Below are 22,567 nucleotides of genomic sequence, written 5' to 3'. Positions count from 1 at the left end.
CAGGGAACTCATTAATTATATTTCACCGTATTTTATTGGTAAGAAATAGACAGGCTGAATAAGAAAATAATCACGTTGTGACGCCGGCAGTTCCAAATAATGGAACTGCCGCGGCGAGCTATCGTTTGGCGTTATTTCCGCCACGCAGCAGGAAATATTCAGGGAAACCAAGCATGAAATCAAATAATCCGCTAAAAGAGGCCGGCACGCTGTTGGTCATGGCGTTACTTTCGGTGGTGGGGGCGATCATCGGCGTTCAGCTGATCACCACGCTGGGCGTGACGCCCAACACCTCGATCATCGGTGCGCTGATTGCCATGCTGTTGGCACGCATTCCGCTGAAAATGTTCCAACGCTACCGCTCGGTGCACACTCAGAACCTGGCGCAGACGGTGATCTCCTCTGCCACCTTCGGCGCGGCCAATTGTCTGCTGATGCCGATTGCGGTGCCTTACGTGATGGGGCAACCGCAGCTTATTTTACCGATGTTCTGCGGCGTGGCGGCGGCGATGTTGCTTGACGCCTATCTGCTTTATCGCCTGTTCGATACCAAAGTGTTCCCCGCCGCCAATGCCTGGCCGCCCGGCGTCGCCGCCGCGGAAGCGATTAAAGCCGGCGATCGCGGCGGCAAGCAGGCCTGGCTTTTGGTGGTGGGCGTAGGGGTAGGTATCGCCGGATCAATGCTCAAGATCCCCATGGCGGCCTTCGGCACCGCCTTTATCGGCAATATCTGGGCGCTGAGCATGTTTGGCGTCGGGTTATTGTTGCGGGCTTACGCCGATCCGGTGGCCGGTTTCGATATCAATGCCCATTTTATTCCGCACGGCGTGATGGTCGGCGCCGGCCTGGTGGCGCTGATCCAGGTTGCGCAGGTGATCCGCAGCCGCCGCGCCGATAGCGCCGGTTATACCCAACCGGACAGTGCGGTAAGCAAAGCGCTCGGCCTGGGCGCGGTCGGCTACATCGCCATCGCCGCGTTTTTGGCTCTGATCGGCGGGCTGTTCAGCGAGATGTCGCTGCCGATGTTGGCGCTGTTCGTGATATACGCGGCGTTCGCCGCTTTCGTTCATGAGCTGATCGTCGGTATCGCCGCCATGCACTCCGGCTGGTTTCCTGCGTTCGCGGTGGCGTTGATCACCCTGATCGTCGGTATCCTGATCGGTTTCCCACCGCTGGCGCTGTGCATCCTGACCGGTTTTACCGCCGCCACCGGGCCGGCCTTCGCCGACATGGGCTTTGATTTGAAAGCCGGCTTCATCCTGCGTGGCTATGGCGAGGATCTGCGACAGGAGCTGCTGGGGCGCCGCATTCAGCTGTTTGCGGCGCTGATTGCCTTCCTCATCGCCATTCCGGTGGTTTACCTCTCTTATCACAGCTATTTCCTGCAGGACCTGATCCCGCCGGTCGCGCGCGTTTACGCGAAGACCATCGAGGCCGGTGCGCAGCCGGGTATCGCCTGGAGCCTTTTGATCTGGGCGATCCCCGGCGCCGTGGTACAGCTGATCGGCGGCCCTAAGCGCCAGCTCGGCGTGTTGCTGGCAACCGGTCTGCTGATCAATAACGCCTTGGCCGGGTGGGCGGTGCTGGTGGGTATCGCGCTGCGCGTGGCGATCCTGCGCCGTTGGGGCGATCGAGGCCGCACGCCGATGGAGATCATGGCGGCCGGGTTTATCGCCGGCGACGCGCTCTACAACTTCTTCAGCTCGATTTTTTCCAGCAAGGGCAAATAGCCCCTGCCGATGACATTGGTGAGGTAAAACGACCATGAGTTTGCAACAAACGCTGCAGGTTTTTGAATTGATTGATAGCGCATTCGTCAGCGGCCAGGACGTCGTCGATCTGTTTGCGCCTTACCCGGCGATCCGGGCCAGCACCTTGCGCGCCGACGGGCCGAAGGGCGGTACCGATTTCGTGCGCATCGAGATCCCCGGTAGCGCAGGCCAATTCGCTGGCGGTGCGGCGCCGACGCTGGGCATTATCGGCCGCCTGGGCGGCATCGGCGCGCGGCCGACGCGTATCGGGCTGGTATCTGACGGCGACGGCGCGATCGCCGCCATTGCCGCCGCGCTGAAGCTGGCAGAGATGCAGCGTAAGGGCGACACGCTGCCGGGCGATGTGATCGTCACCACTCATATTTGCCCGAACGCGCCGACCCGGCCGCACGATCCGGTCGATTTTATGGATTCGCCGATCGATGACGTGACGATGAACGATAATGAAGTGGTGCCGGAGGCTGACGCCATCCTGTCGATCGATACCACCAAGGGCAATCGCATCATCAACCACAAAGGCTATGCGCTGTCGCCGACGGTGAAAGAGGGCTACATCCTGCGGGTGGCGGAAGATCTGCTGCGCATCATGGAGATGACCAGCGGCCGCCCGGCGGTGACCTTCCCGATCACCACGCAGGATATCACCCCTTATGGCAACGGCGTGCATCACCTCAACAGCATCCTGCAGCCCTCGACCGCTACTGCGGCGCCGGTGGTCGGCGTGGCGATTTGCAGCGAATCGGTGGTGCCGGGCTGCGGCACCGGCGCCAGCCACGAAACGGACATCGCGCTGGTGGTCAAATTCGCGGTGGAGGTCGCCAAAGAATTTGGCCGCGGTACTTGCCGGTTCTACGATGCTGCCGAATTCGGCCAGCTGCTGGCGCTGTACGGCAGTCTGAGCCACCTGCAAAAAAGGAGATAGACCCATGACGGCTTCATTCGCCACGCTGACCCTCGGTCAGGCGCCGCGCAGCGATATCATGCCGCTGCTGTCTGCTTATCTGCCGGCGGAGCGGGTGAGGCACGTCGGTTTGCTGGACGGCCTGGATGCCGGGCAGATCGCCGAGCGTTATGCGCCGCAACAGGGCGATAAGCTGCTGGTGTCGCGCCTGTTGGACGGCACGCAGGTGACGCTCTGTGCCGCTCGCGTTGAAAGCGGGTTGCAGCAGAAGATCCGCGAGTTGGAGGCGGCGGGGTGCCAGGTGATCCTGCTGCTGTGCACCGGCGAATTCGGCGAATTGCAGGCGGAACAGGCGCTGTTGCTGGAGCCGGATCGCATTATTCCGCCGTTGATCTCCGCGATCGTCGGCGCACACCGCGTCGGCATCGTGGTGCCGATGGCGGAACAGGTTGAGCAGCAGGCGCGTAAATGGCGGCAGCTGGCGACGCCGCCGAGCTATGCCGTCGCCAGCCCCTATCTGGCAGATGATGCCGCGCTGGAGCAGGCGGCTTGCGCACTGCTGCGGCAGGGGGCGGAGGTGGTGGTGCTAGACTGCATCGGTTATCACCAGCGTCACCGCGCCTTTTTGCAGGCGCGTCTGTCGGTGCCAGTGTTGTTGTCGAACGTACTGGTCGCCAAGCTGGCTGCAGAGTTAGTCGACTGATTCAAATAGTGAAAAGTTACCGCTCGACGCGGTCTCAGGCGCTTTGCGCCCGTGGATCTCCCTGGGCTTCAGCAGCCCTGACTGCCGGTGAGAAGCCCGGCAGCGTTTTACTCTGCGCCGCGATCGCATTTCGCGCGAAAAACCAGTGACAGATCAACCGCAATCCCCCAATATGGATTTTCCATCAAGATGATTACGCGGGTGCCAGTCTATGCTGAAAGTGAATGAGTATTTTGCCGGAAAAGTGAAGTCTATCGGTTTTGACAGTAGCAGCATCGGTCTTACCAGCGTGGGCGTGATGGAAGAGGGCGAATACACCTTCTCCACCGCGCAACCGGAAGAAATGACGGTGATCACCGGGGCGCTGAAAGTGCTGCTGCCAGGGGCGCCGGACTGGCAGGTGTTTACGCCGGGTGAGAAGTTCTTCGTGCCGGGGCACAGCGAGTTCAACCTGCAGGTGGCCGACGCGACCGCCTATCTGTGCCGCTATCTGAGCAAATAAACGTTGCTCGTTAGGGGAACGCAGGGCTCAGCGAAGGCTGGGCCCTGGTCGTTTCTGCGGCGGGATTAACGCTGGGCTTCGCCGCCGAGCGCTTCGATGGTGTTTTTGATCAACGCCGCCAGCTCGCTGGTCATCAGGATAAAGTCGGCGTCAAAGCGCTGGGCGAAGTCGTCGCGATCGATGTCGTCGTTCTGCTCGCGCAGCGTGTCGGCGAACTTCAGGCGCTTGAGCGAGCCGTCGTCCGACAGCATCAGCTGAATGCGCTCCTGCCAATCCACCGCCAGCTTGGTCACCAGCTTGCCGGCTTCGATATGCACCGCGATTTCGTCACTGATCAGATTCTGTTTCTTGCAGCGGATCACGCCGCCTTCTTCCAGAATCGCTTTCAATTCCGCTTCATCCTGAATGGCGAAGCCGGCCGGCATCTCGCCGGAACGCACCCATTCGGTCAGCGTCAGTTCGATCGGGCTTTCCATCGTCAGCGGCACCACCGGCAGCGAGCCGAGGCTCTTGCGCAGCAGCGCCAGCGTATCTTCGGCGCGTTTGGCACTGGCGGCATCGACCATGATCAGATCGTTGACGGTGTCGATCCACATGAAGGTCTGGTTGAAGCGGCTGAACGCGCGCGGCAGCAGGCTGTGCAGCACTTCGTCCTTCAGTGCGTCTTTCTCGGTTTTCTTCAGTTTGCGGTGTTGTTCCGCCTCCAGGCGCTCAATCTTGGCCTGCAGCTCTTGCTTGATGACCGGCGACGGCAGGATTTTCTCTTCCTTGCGCGCGCAGATGACGATCTGGCCGTTGACCGCGTGCGTCAGCGCATCGCTGTGCGAGCCCATCGGGGAGACCCAGCCGGTCTTCGCCATGTCCTGGCTGCCGCACGGCGTGAAGGCGAACGCGCTGAGTTGTTTTTCCATTTCATCCGCGTTTAACGCCACTTCGCGGCTCAAACGGTAAACCATCAAATTCTTAAACCACAGCATAATGTTATCCCTGGCTGGGCGTGCGCTCGGCACGCTGATTCGTCAAAAGCAGGGCGGCATGATAACGAATTGACGCTGAAAAATCGCCCCATTCTCTCCGAATTGCGTTGCTTTACGCACCGAGAAAGGGCGGGGTGGAGGGTGGGAAACAGGTGATTCATCTGCGCGCTTACATTAGGCTGTGGCAACGCTACGTGGCATCGAGGAGAAAAATACGTGCGCATTGGCATCGACTTGGGTGGGACGAAAATTGAAGTGATTGCGTTGGCGGACGACGGGCGGGAGCTGTTTCGCCATCGCATCGCCACGCCGCGCCATGACTATGGGCAAACCCTGGCGGCGATCGCCGGGCTGGTGAAGCTGGCGGAAGATCATACCGGCGAATTGGGATCGGTCGGGATCGGCATTCCCGGCACGCTGTCGCCGTTTACCGGGCGGGTGAAGAACGCCAACTCGGTATGGCTCAACGGCCAACCGCTGGACAAGGATCTGTCGGCGCTGCTGGCGCGCGAGGTGCGTATCGCCAACGACGCCAACTGCCTGGCGGTGTCGGAAGCTACCGACGGCGCAGGCGCTGGCGCGAAAACGGTGTTCGCGGTCATTATCGGCACCGGCTGCGGCGCCGGCGTGGCGCTGAGCGGCCAGGCGCATTCTGGCGGCAATGGCATCGCCGGCGAGTGGGGCCACAACCCGCTGCCGTGGCAGGATGACGATGAGCTGCGTTACGCTCGCGACGTGCCGTGTTACTGCGGCAAGCCGGGCTGCATCGAAACCTTTATTTCCGGCACCGGTTTCGCTACCGACTATGCGCGCCTGAGCGGCAACGCGCTGCAAGGGCATGAGATCATGGCGCTGAGCGAGCGGGGCGATGCGCTGGCGGAGCAGGCGATCGTTCGCTACGAAATGCGGTTGGCGAAATCGCTGGCGCACGTGATCAACATGCTGGATCCGGACGTGGTGGTGCTCGGCGGCGGCATGAGCAACGTGGATCGCCTGTACCGCACGGTGCCGCAGCGGGTGAAAAGTTGGGTATTTGGCGGCGAGTGTGAAACGCCGATCCGCAAGGCGGTTCACGGCGACTCCAGCGGCGTACGCGGTGCGGCCTGGCTGTGGCCGCAACAGCAGCGCTAAACGTTGCAGCAAAGCGCGAGGCTGCTCGCGCTTTAAGCCCTTCCCTGTACAAAAACTGGACGGCGTTTTATGATTTAGCTAACTTAGCTAAGGAGGACGCGTATGCCGATTCAGGCCAATATGCACGAAGCCAAATCCAATCTGAGCCAGTTGGCGGACAGAGCCGCGGAGGGAGAAACCGTGATTATTGCAAAAGCAGGGAAGCCGTACGTACAGCTGGTCGCCATCAAGGGGGAAGCGCGCCGCCCTGGCGCCGCCAAGGGCAAGTTCACCGTGCCGGCGGATTTCAACGCCGAGGATGCGGCCATTGCGGCGTTGTTTGAGGGCGATGCATGAAGCGCCTGTTGCTGGATACCCACGCGTTGCTGTGGTGGCTGATCGATGACGCCTGCTTGGGCGCGAACGCCAAAAGGCAGATCGCCGATCCGGGCAATGCGGTGTACGTCAGCGCGGCCAGCATTTGGGAGATCTCGATCAAGCAGGCGCTGGGCAAACTGGCGCTGCCGGAAGATATCTTTGCGATCATCGAGGCCGAGGAATTTCTGTCGCTGCCGATGGACGCCTTTCACTGCCAACAGGCCGGGCAGTTGCCGCCCTATCATCAGGATCCTTTCGATCGCATGCTGATCGCACAGGCGCAGGCCGAAGGGCTGACGCTGGTCTCCGCCGACGCGGTGTTTCCGCAGTACGGCGTGCGGGTAGCCGACGCTCGCCGTTAAGCCGGCTTTTCCTCGCTTTCGCTGCGCACCCGTTCGATATGAATGGTCAGAAACATCATCTCTTCCGTGGTGAGCTGATGCTGATAGTGCTTTTCGATGTGGCGGTTGATCTTACCGGCGCAGGCGAATGACTCGCGGTACTTCTCTTTCACCACCTGATAGAGCGAGTCGTCGTCGCTGTCGACGTAGTTTTTCCCCAGCAGGCGCTGGGCGAAGAATTTCAAATGGGTGACGAAACGGTGGTAGCTCAGGGATTCCTCGTTGTAATCAAAGCGGAAATGGTATTTGACCAGGTTGAGGATCTCTTGCATCACGCGGGTAATATGCAGCGTGTTGTGCATCTCGTCGTTAAGCTGGGCGTTGACCAGGTGTAGGGCGATAAATCCGGCTTCGTCCTCCGGCAACGCGGTGTCCAGCCGTTGGGCGATCAGGGCCAGCGCCTCCAGCCCGACGGCGAACTCGGCCGGATAGAGCTTTTTAATCTCCCACAGCAACGCATTTTTGATATCCAGCCCTTGCGCATGGCGCTGCAGGGCGAAGTGGATGTGATCGGTCAGCGTGATGTAGACGATGTTATGCAACTTGCCCGGCAGGCGTTCGCGGGCGAGAGTAATGATCTTGTCGGCGGTGGTGACGCAGGCTAATGGGATCTCGGCGAGCAGCTCTTTATAGCGCTCGGCGGTTTCTCCGCCGTTATGGGTGAATACCTTTTCGATCAGGCTTTCGTCCAGCGTATCGCCGGGCTTCTTTTTAAAGCCGATTCCTTTTCCCATCACCACCGTCTCTTCCTGACGGTCGTCCAGCGTAATCACCACGTTATTATTGAGTATTTTAGCGATTTTCATGGTTTTTCCCGGTGTTTCAGCATCCTGAAAACGAAAAAACCTGACGCCCGGAAGCGATCCCGGGTGTCAGGTTTTGCCTGTATTTTATGTTTCTTCCCTGCGGCCCTGAGCGGCGGAGGGGATACAGTAACAATCCTATTATGTTGGCATAATAACCCGTGCCCGCCGCGGCTCAACGCTTTTCACTGCGGAGTGCCGCCGCGGTCACACTTCTGCGCCGCGCGCCGCGGGATCATTCCAGCCTGAAATGCGCCTCCAGCCGGCTGACGCCGAGCCCGTTGACCTTTTTCACCTTGATCTGCACCGGAATACGTTCTTTCATCGCCTCGACGTGGCTGATCACGCCGATGGTTTTGCCGGAGGCATTCAGGCTGTCCAGCGCATCCAGCGCGGTATCGAGGGTTTCGGCGTCTAGCGTGCCGAAGCCTTCGTCGAGGAACAGCGAGTCGATGCTGGTTTTGTGGCTGACCAGATCGGACAACGCCAGCGCCAGCGCCAGGCTGACCAGGAAGCTCTCACCGCCGGACAGGGTGCGGGTATCGCGCAGCGCGTCCGCCTGCCAGGTGTCCACCACCTGCAGCTCCAGCGCATCGCTGGTTTTGCGCTGAAGCAGGTAGCGCCCATGCAGCCGGCCGAGTTGCTGGTTAGCCAGATAGACCAGATGATCGAGCGTTAACCCCTGAGCGAAGCGGCGGAACTTGTCGCCTTCTTTCGAGCCGATCAGCTGGTTGAGGTAGCTCCAGTCGTCGTAGTCTTGCTGACTGCGGGCGATCTGCTCGAACAGCGCCTGCTGATTAAGGCGACGGGCGGCGTCGCTTTCCAACTGGTTGCGCAGTTCACCCTGGCGCAGCTGCAACGTTTTCAACTGCTGTGCCAACTCGGCCAGCGATTGGGTGAGCGCGTCGAGATCCGTGTTGGCTTCATCCACCCCCTCAGGGCGGTTCAGCCGATGCTGCTCCAGCGTTTGCGTCGCCTGCGTCAGCAGGGCCGCGGCCTCTACCTGCCGCTGTTGCAGTTGCTCTCTACGCTGCTGCAATTCGCGGCGCAGTGTGTCGTCCAGCAGCGCGGCGGTGAAGGCGGTTTCATCAGCGAATTCGCTGTCGGCCAGCGCCTGCTGCCACTGCTGCTGCGCCTGCTGCAGCCGCTCCTGCATCTGGGTGTGCTGTTGTTGTAACCCGGCCTGCTGGCCGGTCAGGCGCTCGCGCAGTTCCTGCGCCTTTTGCCACTGCTCGGCGGCCTGTAAGCTGGCCTGTTCACAGGCGGTTTGTTTGGCGCGCAGCTGTTCCCGTACCTCGGCGACCCGCTGTTCGCCGAACAGCGCCAGCCGCTGCGCGCGCCGCTCTGCGAGAGTTTTCTCGCCTTCCTGCCAGCGTTGTTGCAGGTCTTGCTGCTGTTGCAGGCTGTCGGCATAGGTTTTCTGCAGCAGCGTAAAGCGCTCTTCGAGCAGCGCCAGCTGTTGCTGCGCCTGCTGCTGCTGCGTTTGCAGAGCGGCGAGCGCGTCTTTTGCCTGTTGTACTGCCTGCGCCGCCTGTTCATGCTGCTGCAGCGCGTGCTGCCCGCGCCGCTCTTCATCGTCGCAACCGCTCAGCCAGGCGCTGAGTCGCTCGCTCTCCGCCAGCGTAAAGTCGAACGCCAGCGGTGCGCTGAGCTGCTGCCACTGCTGCTGTTGGGCAGCCAACTGCTGTTCATCCTGCGCGATGGTTTGCTGTTGGCGCTGCAACTGCTGTTGCAGGTTGTCGTAACGGGCTCGCAGCTCGACGCCTTGTTTTTGCAATGCTTCGGTCTGGACTTTCATTTGCTCCAGACGTTGCGCAGTTTCTGACAGTTTTACCTCTTGATATTGTTCTACCGCCGGGTGCTCGCATGAGCCGCACAGCGGGCAGGGGGCGCCGGGTTGCAAACGGGCGCGCTCGGCCTCCAGACCCACGATCCGTTGTTCCAGCGCATAGGTTTTTTCAACATCGGCCTGGTGTGCTTTCTGCTGCTTAAATTGCTGACGGATGAGTTCTAGCTGTGGCTCCAACTGGGTCAGTTCATGTTGACCGATGTTTAGCTCTTGCCGCTGTTGTTCCAGCCGTTTAACGATTTGCTGCGACAAAGAGGATAGAGTAAACAGCTGCTGGCGCGTCGGGCGCAGATCCGCCAGGGCGCTCAGGCGCTGGCGCAGCGGGGCCAGCGGCGTTTTCGCCTCCAGCGCCTGCTGCTGTTGCTGTTGAACGGCCAGCGCTTCGTTCAGCGCGTTCAACTGCTGCTGATGCTGTGCGCTCTGTGCCGTCAGCTGGCTGCGCTGAACGGTGAGCTGCTCCAGCGTAGTTTGCTGCTGGGCACACTGCTGCGCGGCGGCATCGGCGGCCTGTCGTCGCTCGGCCTGTGTCGACTGCAGTTGGGCTATTTGGTGGTCGAGCGGAGCGACTTGCTCATCGATCAGCTGTTGCTGCTGCTGCATATACTCGGCATGGGTTTGCTGCGCCAGGCGGGCTTTTTCCACCGCCTGCTGCAGCGGCGCCAGCTGCGCCGAGTGCTGTTCCTGTTGCTGCGTCAGCTGGGCTGCCTGCTGTTGTATCGTCTGCAGTTCGGCGCGGCAGCGATCGCGTTCGCCGCGCAGCGGCCGCAATTTCTCGGCCGGTTCGCTGAGCGCCAGCTGCTGCAGCTGCGGGGCGGCCTCCGCCTGCTCGCGCTGGGCGGTTTCCAGCCGCCGTTGACCCTCGCCTTGCTGTTGCCGGAGGCGTTGCCATTGCTGCAGCCAGCTCAGCGCCTGTTGCTGTCGCTGGGTTTGCTCGCCGAGGGCGATTTCCTGCGCGCTCAGCGCCGTCAGCTGTTCGGTCAGAGACTGGCGCTGCTCGTCGTTCAGCAGTTCGATGCCGCTGGCGCGTTGGTGTAACCCATCCAGGTCGGTTTTGGCCTGCTTGTGCGACTCGAACACCTGTTCGGACAGTCGCCCATAGATTTCGGTGCCGGTCAGCTCTTCCAGCAGTTCGGCGCGATCGTTGGCATCGGCATTGAGGAAGGCGGCGAACTGCCCCTGAGACAGCATCATCGATTTGGTGAAGCGGCCAAAGTCCAGCCCGGTGATGGTTGCGGTAAGCTCCAGCTTGTCGCGCACCTTGTCCGCCAGGATCTTGCCGTCCTCGCGGCGCGCCAATTCGACCTTCGGCGCCTGCAGATTGCCGTCCGGCGCATTCTTGGCGCGGCGCTGGCTCCAGAAGGCGCGATAGCCGACGCCCTTGACCTCGAATTCGACCTCCGCCAGCGATTCGGCGGTGTGGCGGGTCATCAGTTCATTCTGGCTCGGCGTGACGTTGAGGCGCGGCGTCTGGTGGTACAGCGCCAGGCAAATGGCGTCCAGCAGGGTGGTTTTGCCCGCACCGGTCGGGCCGGTAATGGCGAACAGGCCGTTGCTGGCGAACGGCTCGGCGGTGAAGTCAATTTTCCATTCGCCCTGCAGCGAGTTGAGGTTTTTTAACCGCAGGCTGAGGATCTTCATGGGTTGGTCTCCTCAGGATTGTGCTGCACCGCATCGACCACCTGGCGGAACAGTTGGTGCATCCGCCGTTGGCGTGCTTCGGGCATGTCGGCCTCCTGCGCCAGGCGCCGTTCGAACACCTCGTTGACGCTCAGTTCGTTCAGCGTTTCCTTATCCTGCTGCGCGATTGCCTGGCGGCGCTGCTCTTTGCTGCGCCGCAACAGCACCACTTCCACCGGCAGCTCATCCGCCATCAGTTGGATGCGGCGCTGAATATCGCTGAGGTAGTCCTGCGTCGCCACTTCGATATCCAGCCACACCGGCAGCTCGCCGGCATAGTCGGCAAATTGCTGCAGCTGCCGTTCGATCTCGGCCAGATCCCCTTTGATCAGCTGCATGGGCTGGAACTGCGGGATCGTTAACGCATCTACCTGCTGGAGGGCTCCGTCGGCGAAATCGACCAGGAAGACGCTTTTGGCTTTGCCCAGCTCATCGAAGCTGAGCGGGATCGGTGAGCCGCTATAGCGAATATGCTCTGACTTGGCGACGTTCTGCGCGCGGTGAATGTGGCCGAGCGCGATGTAATCGGCGGGCGGGAAGGCCTGCGCCGGGAAGGCGTCCAGAGTGCCGATATAGATGTCGCGCACCGAGTCGGAGGTGGTGACGCCGACGGTGGTCAGGTGGCCGGTGGCGACGATCGGCAGCGGCAAGCCCAGCTGGTCGCGGCGCTCGCAGGCCGCCTGATACAGCGTCTGATAATGTTCGGCGATGGCTTCCTGCAGCGCCTGCTGTTTCTGCGCGCCGGATTCGCCGGCGCGGCTGGTAAGCAGATCGCGCGGCCGTAGGAACGGGATGGCGCACAGCACCGCGCCCGGCTGGCCGTCGCGCTGGTTAAGCACCACGATCTGCTGTTCGGCCGCGCCTTGCGCGCTCGCGATCACCGTGGTGTTCAGGCAGGAGAGCAGTTCCCGCGATTCGTTCAGCGTCGCCACCGAATCGTGGTTGCCGCCCAACACGACCAACTGGCAGCCGGTGCGCTGTAGTTCCACCACGAAGCGGTTGTACAGCTCGCGGGCATAGCTGGGTGGTGAGCCGGTATCGAACAGATCCCCGGCGACGATCAGCGCATCCACCTGTTGCTGTTCGATCTGTTCGATCAGCCAGTTCAGAAAAGCCTGGTGCTCGGCGGCGCGGCTTTTGGTGAAAAAGTACTGGCCAAGGTGCCAGTCAGAGGTGTGGATCAGGCGCATGACACTCCCGGATGCAAAGATAATGGCGATGATTATAAAGGCCGCGGCGGCGGCTGTCCCGGCGCAATGATGATGACAACCGGATGATTTTTCTTTACTGCGGGAAATAATCGCTATGCTTACTGCCTATAACAGCCGGTTTTTTTCATAAAAGTGTCACAAAACTGACGCATAATGGCGCCCGAAAAGTCGCTAACACATTGGCAGGATTGACGATGGCAAGACGCATACTGGTGGTGGAAGACGAAGCGCCGATCCGTGAGATGGTGTGCTTTGTGTTGGAACAAAATGGTTACCAACCGTTGGAAGCCGAGGATTATGACAGCGCCGTGACGCGTCTGTCTGAGCCGTTCCCTGATTTGGTGTTGCTTGACTGGATGTTGCCCGGCGGTTCCGGCATTCAGTTTATCAAACATATGAAGCGCGAAGCGCTGACCCGCGATATTCCGGTCATGATGCTGACCGCGCGCGGGGAAGAGGAAGACCGCGTGCGCGGCCTGGAAGTGGGGGCGGATGATTACATTACCAAGCCGTTCTCGCCCAAGGAGCTGGTGGCGCGCATCAAGGCGGTCATGCGCCGCATTTCACCGATGGCGGTGGAAGAAGTGATTGAAATGCAAGGCCTGAGCCTGGACCCGTCCTCCCACCGCGTGATGGCGAACGATCAGGCGTTGGACATGGGGCCGACCGAGTTCAAGCTGCTGCACTTCTTTATGACCCACCCGGAGCGGGTTTATAGCCGTGAGCAGTTGCTTAATCACGTCTGGGGCACTAACGTTTATGTGGAAGACCGTACCGTTGACGTGCATATCCGTCGGCTCCGCAAAGCGTTAGAAACCAGTGGGCATGATAAAATGGTTCAAACCGTTCGGGGCACCGGCTACCGGTTCTCAACGCGCTACTGATCGCGCTGCGCTGGAGAATATGCCGTGTTAGAACGTCTGTCGTGGAAGAGGCTGGCTCTGGAGCTGGCTCTTTTTTGTTTGCCCGCCTTACTGCTGGGGCTGATTTTCGGTTATCTGCCCTGGTTCCTGCTGGCCTCCGCGCTGGCTGCGCTGGTGTGGAATTTCTACAACCAGCTCAAACTCTCCCATTGGCTGTGGATTGACCGCAGCATGACGCCGCCGCCCGGCCGCTGGAGCTGGGAACCGCTGTTCTATGGCCTGTATCAGATGCAGCAGCGCAATCGCCGCCGCCGGCGCGAGCTGGCGCTGCTTATCAAGCGTTTTCGCAGCGGGGCCGAATCGTTGCCTGACGCGGTGGTGATGACCACCGTCGAGGGCAATATCTTCTGGTGCAACGGGCTGGCGCAGCATCTGCTCGGCTTCCGCTGGCCTGAAGACAACGGCCAGCACATCCTCAACCTGCTGCGCTATCCGGAATTCAGCCACTATCTGCAACAGCAGGAGTTTTCACGCCCGCTGACACTGCAGCTGAACAACGAACACTACGTCGAATTCCGCGTGATGCCGTATTCCGAAGGGCAACTGCTGATGGTGGCGCGCGACGTCACCCAGATGCGCCAGCTGGAGGGCGCGCGGCGCAACTTCTTCGCCAACGTCAGCCATGAGCTGCGCACGCCGCTGACGGTGCTGCAGGGCTACCTGGAGATGATGGGTGACGAAGAGCAGGATGGTTCGCTGCGCAGCAAGGCGCTCGGCACCATGCAAGAGCAGACCCGCCGGATGGACGGGCTGGTCAAGCAGTTGCTGACACTGTCGCGCATCGAGGCGGCGCCCAATGTCGACATGAACGAGCGCGTGGATATCCCGCTGATGCTGCGGGTGTTGCAGCGCGAGGCGCAGTCGCTGAGCGGCGGCAATCACGAGATCACCTTCCGGGTTAACGAGCAGCTCAACGTGTTCGGTAATGAAGATCAGTTGCGCAGCGCGGTGTCTAACCTGGTGTACAACGCGGTCAACCACACGCCGAAGGGTACCCACATCGAAGTGAGCTGGCAGCAGACGGCGCACGGCGCGCAGTTCCAGGTCAGCGACAACGGGCCGGGCATCGCCGCCGAGCACCTGCCGCGCCTGACCGAGCGTTTTTACCGCGTCGACAAGGCCCGTTCGCGCCAGACCGGCGGCAGCGGGCTGGGGCTGGCGATCGTCAAACACGCGCTCAGCCATCACGATGCGCGGCTGGAGATCCTCAGCGAACCGGGGATCGGCACCCGCTTTATCTTTACCTTACCCAATCGGTTGATTGTTCCCGCCGCTTTATCAGAGAATGCGGTGAAAAATTAACGCGAGACACCGGTATGACCCGAATAACCCGAGGGCTGTTGCTTTGCCTGGCGCTGCTGGCCGGGCGCGGCGCGCTGGCGCAGCCCGACGGCATGCTGGCGGGCAACCTGTCCAGCGTCGGTTCCGACACCCTGGCGAATCTGATGGCGCTATGGGCGCAGGATTTCAGCCAGCATTATCCCAACGTTAACCTGCAGATCCAGGCCGCCGGATCGTCGACCGCGCCGACCGCGTTGGCGGCGGGCGCCGCGCAGCTGGGCCCGATGAGCCGGCCGATGAAGGCCGCCGAGGTTTCGGCGTTCGAACACCGTTACGGCTATGCGCCGCTGGCGGTGCCGGTAGCGGTGGATGCGCTGGTGGTGTTGGTGCATCAGGACAACCCGCTGCGCGGCCTCAATCTGCAGCAGCTCGATCGCATTTTCTCCGCCACCCGGCGCTGCGGCGAAAGCAAACCGCTGACGCGCTGGGGCGAGCTGGGGCTGAGTGGCGACTGGGCGACGCGTTCGCTGCAGCGTTTCGGCCGCAACTCGGCGTCCGGCACCTACGGCTATTTCAAACTGCGTGCGCTGTGCGGCGGCGATTTTATGCCGCGCGTCAATGAGCTGCCCGGTTCAGCCTCGGTGGTGCAGGCGGTGGCCGGTTCGCTCAACGGCATCGGCTACGCCAGCATCGGTTTTCGCGCCAGCGGCGTGCGGCTGCTGCCGTTGGCGGAGTCGGGAGAGGACTATGTTGCGCCTACCGCCGCCAACGTGCGCAACGATCGCTACCCGCTGTCGCGCTATCTGTATATCTACATCAACAAAGCCCCTAATCAACCGCTGGAGCCGCTGACCGCCGCGTTCCTCGACCGCGTGCTGTCGACTGCCGGGCAGAGCCTGGTCAATCACGACGGCTATCTGCCGCTGCCGCCGGGCGCCCTGCAGAAGACCCGTCAGGCGCTTGGGTTGCCACCGCTCGCGCCGGCCGTGATGAAATAACCGACAAAATGCGACGTAATTTTCGCCTTTTTTCACGGCCAAACGAAGCTCGTGCCACGCGAAAATCGGGCTTATATTGGCGTTTTCGCGCGGTAAAGTGATATATGCTTCACGTTTCGTGAATCTGCTGTTCAAAAATGATACAAATCATGTAGTGTATATTTATTGATAGCCAATATGATCGACTGGTGGCTAAAGTTTATATGGTCGATAGCTCTGCTTTTCGCCGTGCGTCTTGCCTTGAAGCGCTATAAACGTTTACCTTAGCCCTCGTTGTCGGATTAAACCTCCATTTTTATAACTCCTAAAATTTCGCCCATCTTCATGAGCGGCCACTTTCGAATAGGGACATAAACGCCGGATCGACTGCGTTTAGGGTGCTTATTTGGCGCTGCAACGTTAGGGCATGCCGGCAACCGGGTGGGGCGTTACGCCACCACGCTATCGGACCCTTTTTTTCATTTGAACAGGCAACACGACATCGTATGAGTCATCGTTTAACGTCAAAAGATATCCTGGCACTGGGTTTCATGACCTTTGCCTTATTCGTTGGGGCCGGGAACATCATCTTCCCGCCGATGGTCGGCTTGCAGTCCGGTGAACACGTCTGGACCGCAGCGCTGGGCTTCCTGATCACCGCCGTGGGTCTGCCGGTCATCACCGTCATCGCGTTGGCGCGCGTCGGCGGCGGCATCGACGCCCTCAGTTCGCCGATCGGCCGCGGCGCCGGCCTGCTGCTGGCGACCGTCTGCTACCTGGCCGTCGGCCCGCTGTTCGCCACGCCGCGCACCGCCACCGTATCCTTTGAAGTGGGCATTGCCCCGCTGACCGGCGACGGCACCATGCCGCTGTTCATCTATAGCCTGGTGTACTTCGCGCTAGTGATCGGCATCTCCCTGTATCCGGGCCGTCTGCTCGATACCGTCGGCCACGTGCTGGCGCCGCTGAAGATCGTGGCGCTGGCCGTACTGGGCATCGCCGCGCTGCTGTGGCCTGCCGGCGCGCCGATCCCGGCGACGGCGGCTTACCAGAGCGTGCCTTTCTCCTCTGGCTTCGTTAACGGCTATCTGACCATGGATACGCTGGGGGCGCTGGTATTCGGTATCGTTATCGTCAACGCGGCGCGTTCACGCGGCGTGAAAGACGCCGGTCTGTTGACTCGTTACACCATTCTGGCCGGTTTGATCGCCGGCGTGGGCCTGACGCTGGTTTACCTGAGCCTGTTCAAGCTGGGCTCCGGCAGCGGCGCGCTGGTGCCTGACGCCACCAACGGCGCGGTGATCCTGCACGCTTACGTTCAGAACACCTTCGGCGGTTTGGGCAGCTTCTTCCTGGCGGCGCTGATCTTCATCGCCTGCATGGTGACCGCGGTAGGCCTGACCTGCGCCTGCGCCGAGTTCTTCGCGCAATATCTGCCGTTCTCGTACAAGACGCTGGTGTTTATCCTGGGCCTGTTCTCGATGGTGGTGTCCAACCTCGGCCTGAGCCACCTGATCCAGATCTCCATTCCGGTGCTGACCGCGATTTACCCGCCGTGCATCGTGCTGGTGGTGCTGAGCTTCACCCTGCGTTGGTGGCACAGCGCGCCGCGCATCATCGCGCCGGTGATGCTTGTCAGCCTGTTGTTTGGTATCCTTGACGCGGTGAAAGCGTCCAGCTTCCAGCAGCTGCTGCCGGCCTGGACCACTCACCTGCCGCTGGCGGAGCAGGGGTTGGCATGGTTGCCGCCTTCGCTGCTGATGCTGGCGCTGGTCGCGATTTATGATCGGGTGTGTACGCGTTCCCAAGTGACCGCGCACTGATAATCCCCCGGCTTAATCTAGGGCCACGGACATGTCCGTGGCTTTTTTACGTTTAAAACTATGGGTCATTTTCATGCAACAACAGTCACCCACCACTGTCCCCGACAATAAGCTGAAACGCGGCCTCAGCACGCGTCATATCCGCTTTATGGCGTTGGGGTCAGCCATCGGCACCGGGTTGTTCTACGGCTCGGCGGACGCCATCAAAATGGCCGGCCCGAGCGTGCTGCTGGCTTACCTGATCGGCGGCATCGTGGCCTTCATCATCATGCGCGCATTGGGGGAGATGTCGGTCAACAACCCGCAGGCCAGCTCATTTTCCCGCTACGCGCAGGACTACCTCGGCCCGATGGCGGGTTACATCACCGGCTGGACTTACTGCTTTGAAATCCTGATTGTCGCCATCGCCGACGTGACCGCCTTCGGCATCTATATGGGGGTCTGGTTCCCGGAAGTGCCGCACTGGATCTGGGTGCTGAGCGTGGTGCTGATCATTGGCGCCATCAACCTGATGAGCGTCAAGGTATTCGGCGAACTGGAATTCTGGTTCTCGTTCTTCAAGGTCGCCACCATCATCATCATGATCGCGGCCGGTATCGGCATCATCATCTGGGGTATCGGCAACGGCGGGCAACCGACCGGTATTCATAACCTGTGGTCGAACGGCGGCTTCTTCAGCAACGGCTTTATCGGCATGATCCTGTCGCTGCAGCTGGTGATGTTCGCTTACGGCGGCATTGAAATCATCGGTATTACCGCCGGCGAAGCCAAAGATCCGAAAAAATCGATACCCAAAGCCATCAACTCGGTGCCGTGGCGCATTCTGGTGTTCTACGTCGGCACGCTGTTCGTCATTATGTCTATCTACCCGTGGAACCAGGTGGGTACCAACGGCAGCCCGTTCGTGCTGACTTTCCAGCATATGGGCATCACCGTGGCGGCAGGCATCCTCAACTTCGTGGTGATTACCGCGTCGCTGTCGGCGATTAACAGCGACGTGTTCGGCGTCGGCCGCATGCTGCACGGCATGGCCGAACAGGGCCACGCGCCGAAGATGTTCAGCAAGGTGTCGAAGCGCGGCATTCCTTGGGTGACGGTAGTGGTGATGATGTTGGCGCTGCTGCTGGCGGTATACCTCAACTACATCATGCCGGAGAGCGTGTTCCTGGTGATCGCCTCCCTGGCGACCTTCGCCACCGTGTGGGTGTGGATCATGATCCTGTTCTCGCAAATTGCCTTCCGCCGCAGCCTGAGCAAAGAGCAGGTGAAACAGCTGGCGTTCCCACTGCGCGGTGGGGTATTCACCTCGGTGGTGGCGATCGTGTTCCTGGTGTTCATCATCGGCCTGATCGGCTACTTCCCGACCACGCGCGTCTCGCTGTACGCCGGCCTGGTCTGGGTGGTATTGCTGCTGGCGGGATACTGGTTCAAGGTCAACCATCAGAAAAAACGCGCGCCGTTGGCGACGCAGCAAGACTAAATGGAAAAACACCGGCTAAGGCCGGTGTTTTTTTAGCGTTGGTCTTCCACTTCATCCTCCCCGGCGGCGCGCGCTTCGATACGCATGTCGCCGCCGTTAAGGCGTTCTTCCTCCTCCTCGCCGGCGCAGCGCGCCAGCACTTCGCGAATGTCCTGCAGGTTGCTGCTGAGCGCACTCAGCGAAGGTTGCAGATTGCGGGGCATGCGGCTTTCATCCAGCGACGCGCTGTGCAGGCAGCCGATAAACAGCAGGGTGGCCAGCAGGGTAAACAGCCGGTGACGTAACCGTTTCAGCAAGGGCTTTCCCTCTCGGTAGTGAAGGTGATGGCGCATTAACGCCGTTTTCGCCGGGGAAAAGAAGGGGATGGAGATATCTGCTGGCAATTGAAAGAGAATAATTACCAGCAGACACAGTTACGTCAGCCGACGTCAGGAAGCGTTCGCGCTTTGTCGCAGCATGCCGCGCAGGTCGTTGCCGGTTGGCGTTTGATGCACGCGCAGGCCGAACTCGTCGATCACCGCCAGGAGATGGTCGAAAATATCCGCCTGAATGCTTTCGTACTCCGCCCAGACCGTGGTGTTGGTGAAGGCGTAGATTTCCAGCGGCAGGCCCTCCGGCGTCGGCGCCAGCTGGCGCACCATCAGCGTCATATTCTGGTGAATGCGCGGGTGAGCGCGCAGATAGGCTTCCAGATAGGCGCGCAGCGTGCCGAGGTTGGTCAGGCGGCGGCCGTTGAGCGGCGAGGCCAGATCGACGGCGATCTCCTGGTTGTGCTGGCTCAGCTCCTGGGTCTTGACGTTCAGGTAGCTGTGCAGCAGCGGGTTGCGCTGCAGGCTGCGCTGTTCCTCTTCCGACAGGAAGTGCACGCTGCCGGTGTCGATATTCAGGCTGCGCTTGATGCGGCGCCCGCCGGATTCCGACATCGACCGCCAGTTTTTGAACGAGTCGGAGATCAGCGCGTAGGTGGGAATGGTGGTGACGGTGTTGTCCCAGTTACGCACTTTGACCGTGGTCAGGCCGATGTCGGTGACCGCGCCGTCGGCGCCGTATTTCGGCATTTCCAGCCAGTCGCCGATCTTCAGCATGTCGTTGGCGGAGAGCTGAATGCCGGCCACCAGCCCGAGGATCGGATCCTTGAACACCAACATCAAGACCGCGGTCATGGCACCCAGGCCGCTGAGCAGCAGCAGCGGCGATTTGCCCATCAGCAGCGAGACGATCATGATGCCGATCAGGATCGCCGCCACCAGTTTCAGGCCCTGGAAAATGCCGCGCAGCGGCAGCTGATTGGCGATCGGGCTTTGGCGCAGCAGCGCCAGCAGCGTATCCAGCAACGAGAACAGCGACAGCAGGGTGAAGGCGAGGATCCACACCTGCGCGGCGGTAACGATCACCGCCTGGGTCTGGCTGCCGCTCTGCAGCCACAGCGTCGCCTGGATGCTGATGATCACCCCTTGCAGCAGCAGCGCCACGCGCTGGAACAGTTTGTATTGGGTGATGGCCTGCTGCCAGACGCGCTGCGATTGCTGGCCGCGGCGCTGAAGGGCGGCCAACACCACCCGGTGCAGCACCAGGTGGATCACCACCGAGATCAGGACAATCAACCCCAATACCATCAACAGCGACATCACTCCGCCGAATTCCAAACCAAACTGTTCCAGCCAGCGCGTTATCTGTTGTTGCATTACCGCTCCTTAAAAAATGCGCAAAAAATATCCTGTAAGCTCAAAACGCGTTAGCCTAAGGGGTAACGTGAAGGATTTGTGCCTGTTTACCTTTTTTTACATCGAGTTAGCGTTATTTTTCGGTCTCCGCCCCCCGGCTCATCCCTGGGTTTTGCGGCCAGAGAGGAGGGGGAGTTGCACTTAACGTGGCATTGTTCGCTTCTTGAAGAACGCCGTCGATTTCGTTTGGTACAGCAGGAGAAACAGTATGCTTAACGCCTGGCATCAACCGGTCCCGCCTTTTGTGGTGAAGCAAGGGCAACGTTTGGATATCACGCTGTGGTTACAGGGGGATGAACTGCCGGAACGGGTGTTTTTGCGCGCCGAACCGGACAACGAAGAGTGGCTGCTGGTGATGAAAGCGCAGCGCTACGAGGGGATGCGGCGCTACCAGGCCAGCCTGACGCTGAATGAGGGCGAGCCGACGCGGCGTTACTGCTTCAAGCTGCTGTGGGCCGATCGCCAGCAGTGGTTCGGCCCGCAGGGCTGGTCGCCAACGCCGCCGGGCCAGCTGGCGCAGTTCGCCGTCGACGAGCCCGACCATGGCCCCGAGTGGGTGGCGGATCAGCTGTTCTACCAGATTTTCCCCGATCGCTTCGCCAGCAGCGGCGGCGAGCACGGCATCCAAAGCGGCAGCTACCGCCATCACGCGGCCGGTGCCGAGGTGATTCGGCGCGACTGGCAGCATCCGCTGGAGGATCGTCACGCCGCCTCGACCTTTTACGGCGGCGATCTGGACGGCATCTGCGCCAAACTGCCGTATTTGCAGCAGCTGGGCGTGACGGCGCTGTATCTGAACCCGATTTTTACCGCGCCGAGCGTACATAAGTACGATACCGAGGACTATTACCAGGTCGATCCGCACTTCGGCGGCAACGCGGCGCTGCAGCGTTTGCGAGTGAGCACTCACAAGGTGGGCATGAAACTGGTGCTGGACGGGGTCTTCAACCACACCGGTGACTCGCATCCGTGGTTCGACCGCCATCGCCAGGGCGGAAACGGCGCCTGTCACCATCCCGATTCGCCGTATCGCGGCTGGTTCAACTTTTACCCGGACGGCCGCGCGCTCGACTGGAAGGGCAACGCCAGCCTGCCGAAGCTCAACTTCGCCGAGCCGCAGGTGGCGGAAGCGATCTATCGCGGGGAAGGAAGCGTGGTGCGCCACTGGCTGCGCCCGCCGTACAGCATCGACGGTTGGCGGCTGGACGTGGTGCACATGCTGGGGGAGAACGGCGGTGCCACCGGCAACCTGCACCACCTGGCTGGCATCTATCAGGCGGTGAAGCAGGAGAATCCGCAGGCCTACGTATTGGGCGAACACTTCGGCGACGCGCGCCGCTGGCTGCACGCCGGCGTGGAGGATGCGGCGATGAACTACATGGGCTTTGCGCTGCCAGTGCGGGCGTTCTTGGCGGGGCTGGACGTGGCCTATCACCCGGTGCGGCTGGACGCCGCCGGGTGCGCGCAGTGGATGGACGGCTACCGCGCGGGGCTGCCGCACGGCCGCCAGCTGATCCAGTTCAATCAGCTGGACAGCCACGATACCGCGCGTTTCCTCACGCTGTTGCAGGGGAACGCGGCGCGCATGCAGATGGCGGCGGTGTGGTTGCTGAGCTGGATCGGCGTGCCTTGTCTCTATTACGGCGATGAGATTGGCCTGGACGGCGGCAACGATCCGTTCTGCCGCAAGCCGTTCCCGTGGGACGTCGGTGACTGGGATCGGCCGCTGCTGGCGCTGTTCCAGCGCATGGCGGCGCTGCGTAAACAGAGCCTGGCGCTGCGTCGCGGCGGCTGTCAGGTGCTGTACGCCAGCGGAGAAACGCTGGTGTTCGTGCGTCTGTATCAGCAGGAGCAGGTGTTGGTGGCGCTGCAGCGCGACGGCAGCGGCCAGGCGCAGCTGCCGCACAACCCGCTGTTGGCCCGCGGCCCGTGGCGGCGTGTGGAAGGGCGGGGAGAGTTGAGCGAAACGGCCGGCGGGCTGCGCCTGCAGCTGGCGGAAGAATCGGCCACCGTGTGGCGCTGTGAAGGCTAAGGGAACTGGGGGGGCCGAAGGGCCCCCGCGATTAAGGTGAGTG

Annotated in this window: 19 protein-coding genes; 13 read left to right on the top strand and 6 right to left on the bottom strand. The window is 61.2% G+C overall.

Annotated elements, in window-relative coordinates; translation table 11 throughout:
- Positions 1 to 173 precede the first annotated feature (173 nt).
- From ACJ8HA_RS12780 to ppnP, 4 genes are all read left to right on the top strand, one after another.
- The gene (locus tag ACJ8HA_RS12780) at positions 174 to 1,730 is read left to right on the top strand and encodes an OPT/YSL family transporter (protein ID WP_049209291.1); all 1,557 of its coding nucleotides are present in this window, start codon (positions 174 to 176) and stop codon (positions 1,728 to 1,730) included.
- A 34-nt stretch (positions 1,731 to 1,764) separates the two neighbouring features.
- Complete coding sequence (locus ACJ8HA_RS12775; RefSeq protein WP_025301732.1) at positions 1,765 to 2,694, top strand: DUF1177 domain-containing protein; 930 nt, start codon at positions 1,765 to 1,767, stop codon at positions 2,692 to 2,694.
- A gap of 4 nt (positions 2,695 to 2,698) precedes the next feature.
- Entirely contained in the window at positions 2,699 to 3,376 is a 678-nt protein-coding gene (locus ACJ8HA_RS12770) for an AroM family protein (protein WP_049206213.1), read from the top strand.
- Positions 3,377 to 3,587: 211 nt separating this feature from the next.
- The gene (ppnP, locus tag ACJ8HA_RS12765) at positions 3,588 to 3,878 is read left to right on the top strand and encodes a pyrimidine/purine nucleoside phosphorylase (protein ID WP_004940463.1); all 291 of its coding nucleotides are present in this window, start codon (positions 3,588 to 3,590) and stop codon (positions 3,876 to 3,878) included.
- A gap of 65 nt (positions 3,879 to 3,943) precedes the next feature.
- Here ppnP and rdgC read toward each other — a convergent pair whose 3' ends face one another.
- Positions 3,944 to 4,855 (bottom strand): recombination-associated protein RdgC, encoded by a 912-nt coding sequence (rdgC, locus tag ACJ8HA_RS12760; protein WP_004940461.1) that lies wholly within the window; start codon positions 4,853 to 4,855, stop codon positions 3,944 to 3,946.
- Between the two features lie 216 nt (positions 4,856 to 5,071).
- On the opposite strand from rdgC, the gene mak reads away from it, so the two are divergent.
- The 3 genes from mak to ACJ8HA_RS12745 all read left to right on the top strand — a co-directional run bounded on the left by mak (position 5,072) and on the right by ACJ8HA_RS12745 (position 6,705).
- The gene (gene mak, locus ACJ8HA_RS12755) at positions 5,072 to 5,986 is read left to right on the top strand and encodes a fructokinase (RefSeq protein ID WP_025301734.1); all 915 of its coding nucleotides are present in this window, start codon (positions 5,072 to 5,074) and stop codon (positions 5,984 to 5,986) included.
- A 102-nt stretch (positions 5,987 to 6,088) separates the two neighbouring features.
- A complete protein-coding gene (locus tag ACJ8HA_RS12750) occupies positions 6,089 to 6,322 on the top strand; it encodes a type II toxin-antitoxin system Phd/YefM family antitoxin (protein WP_025301735.1) in 234 nt (77 codons plus the stop codon).
- On the top strand, positions 6,319 to 6,705 hold the full coding sequence (locus ACJ8HA_RS12745; RefSeq protein ID WP_025301736.1) for a type II toxin-antitoxin system VapC family toxin: 387 nt from the start codon (positions 6,319 to 6,321) through the stop codon (positions 6,703 to 6,705). The genes ACJ8HA_RS12750 and ACJ8HA_RS12745 overlap by 4 nt, the downstream gene beginning before the upstream one ends.
- Here the strand turns inward: ACJ8HA_RS12745 and licT are convergent.
- From licT to sbcD, 3 genes are all read right to left on the bottom strand, one after another.
- A complete protein-coding gene (gene licT / locus ACJ8HA_RS12740) occupies positions 6,702 to 7,550 on the bottom strand; it encodes a BglG family transcription antiterminator LicT (RefSeq protein WP_043135622.1) in 849 nt (282 codons plus the stop codon). The two genes, ACJ8HA_RS12745 and licT, sit on opposite strands and share 4 nt — an antisense overlap.
- Positions 7,551 to 7,782: 232 nt before the next feature.
- Positions 7,783 to 11,034: an exonuclease subunit SbcC gene (gene sbcC / locus ACJ8HA_RS12735; protein ID WP_197827855.1), complete on the bottom strand. Its 3,252-nt coding sequence runs from the start codon at positions 11,032 to 11,034 to the stop codon at positions 7,783 to 7,785.
- A complete protein-coding gene (gene sbcD / locus ACJ8HA_RS12730; RefSeq protein WP_025301739.1) occupies positions 11,031 to 12,263 on the bottom strand; it encodes an exonuclease subunit SbcD in 1,233 nt (410 codons plus the stop codon). Before sbcD ends, sbcC begins: the two co-directional genes overlap by 4 nt.
- Before the next feature lie 215 nt (positions 12,264 to 12,478).
- On the opposite strand from sbcD, the gene phoB reads away from it, so the two are divergent.
- The 5 genes from phoB (at position 12,479) to proY (ending at position 18,768) form a co-directional block, all read left to right on the top strand.
- A complete protein-coding gene (phoB, locus tag ACJ8HA_RS12725; protein ID WP_004940438.1) occupies positions 12,479 to 13,168 on the top strand; it encodes a phosphate response regulator transcription factor PhoB in 690 nt (229 codons plus the stop codon).
- 24 nt (positions 13,169 to 13,192) lie between these two features.
- The gene (gene phoR / locus ACJ8HA_RS12720) at positions 13,193 to 14,509 is read left to right on the top strand and encodes a phosphate regulon sensor histidine kinase PhoR (protein WP_025301740.1); all 1,317 of its coding nucleotides are present in this window, start codon (positions 13,193 to 13,195) and stop codon (positions 14,507 to 14,509) included.
- Between the two features lie 14 nt (positions 14,510 to 14,523).
- On the top strand, positions 14,524 to 15,486 hold the full coding sequence (locus tag ACJ8HA_RS12715) for a PstS family phosphate ABC transporter substrate-binding protein (protein ID WP_049206207.1): 963 nt from the start codon (positions 14,524 to 14,526) through the stop codon (positions 15,484 to 15,486).
- A 485-nt stretch (positions 15,487 to 15,971) separates the two neighbouring features.
- On the top strand, positions 15,972 to 17,288 hold the full coding sequence (gene brnQ / locus ACJ8HA_RS12710) for a branched-chain amino acid transport system II carrier protein (protein ID WP_025301742.1): 1,317 nt from the start codon (positions 15,972 to 15,974) through the stop codon (positions 17,286 to 17,288).
- A 73-nt stretch (positions 17,289 to 17,361) separates the two neighbouring features.
- Positions 17,362 to 18,768, top strand: coding sequence for a proline-specific permease ProY (gene proY, locus ACJ8HA_RS12705; RefSeq protein WP_025301743.1), 1,407 nt, complete (start codon positions 17,362 to 17,364; stop codon positions 18,766 to 18,768).
- Between the two features lie 32 nt (positions 18,769 to 18,800).
- Here proY and ACJ8HA_RS12700 read toward each other — a convergent pair whose 3' ends face one another.
- Together ACJ8HA_RS12700 and ACJ8HA_RS12695 are read right to left on the bottom strand one after the other, a co-directional pair.
- Entirely contained in the window at positions 18,801 to 19,064 is a 264-nt protein-coding gene (locus tag ACJ8HA_RS12700; protein ID WP_049206206.1) for a hypothetical protein, read from the bottom strand.
- A 132-nt stretch (positions 19,065 to 19,196) separates the two neighbouring features.
- Positions 19,197 to 20,453 carry a mechanosensitive ion channel family protein gene (locus ACJ8HA_RS12695; protein ID WP_442515358.1) on the bottom strand — a complete coding sequence of 419 codons (1,257 nt, stop codon included), beginning with the start codon at positions 20,451 to 20,453 and terminating at the stop codon, positions 19,197 to 19,199.
- Positions 20,454 to 20,700: 247 nt separating this feature from the next.
- On the opposite strand from ACJ8HA_RS12695, the gene malZ reads away from it, so the two are divergent.
- Entirely contained in the window at positions 20,701 to 22,524 is a 1,824-nt protein-coding gene (gene malZ / locus ACJ8HA_RS12690) for a maltodextrin glucosidase (RefSeq protein ID WP_346421290.1), read from the top strand.
- Positions 22,525 to 22,567: the final 43 nt, after the last annotated feature.

It is taken from the genome of Serratia sp. CY33802 (assembly GCF_052169095.1).
Lineage (GTDB): Bacteria > Pseudomonadota > Gammaproteobacteria > Enterobacterales > Enterobacteriaceae > Serratia > Serratia bockelmannii.
Note: the sequence above shows the minus strand (reverse complement) of the source record. Positions and strands in the feature narration are given on the sequence as shown.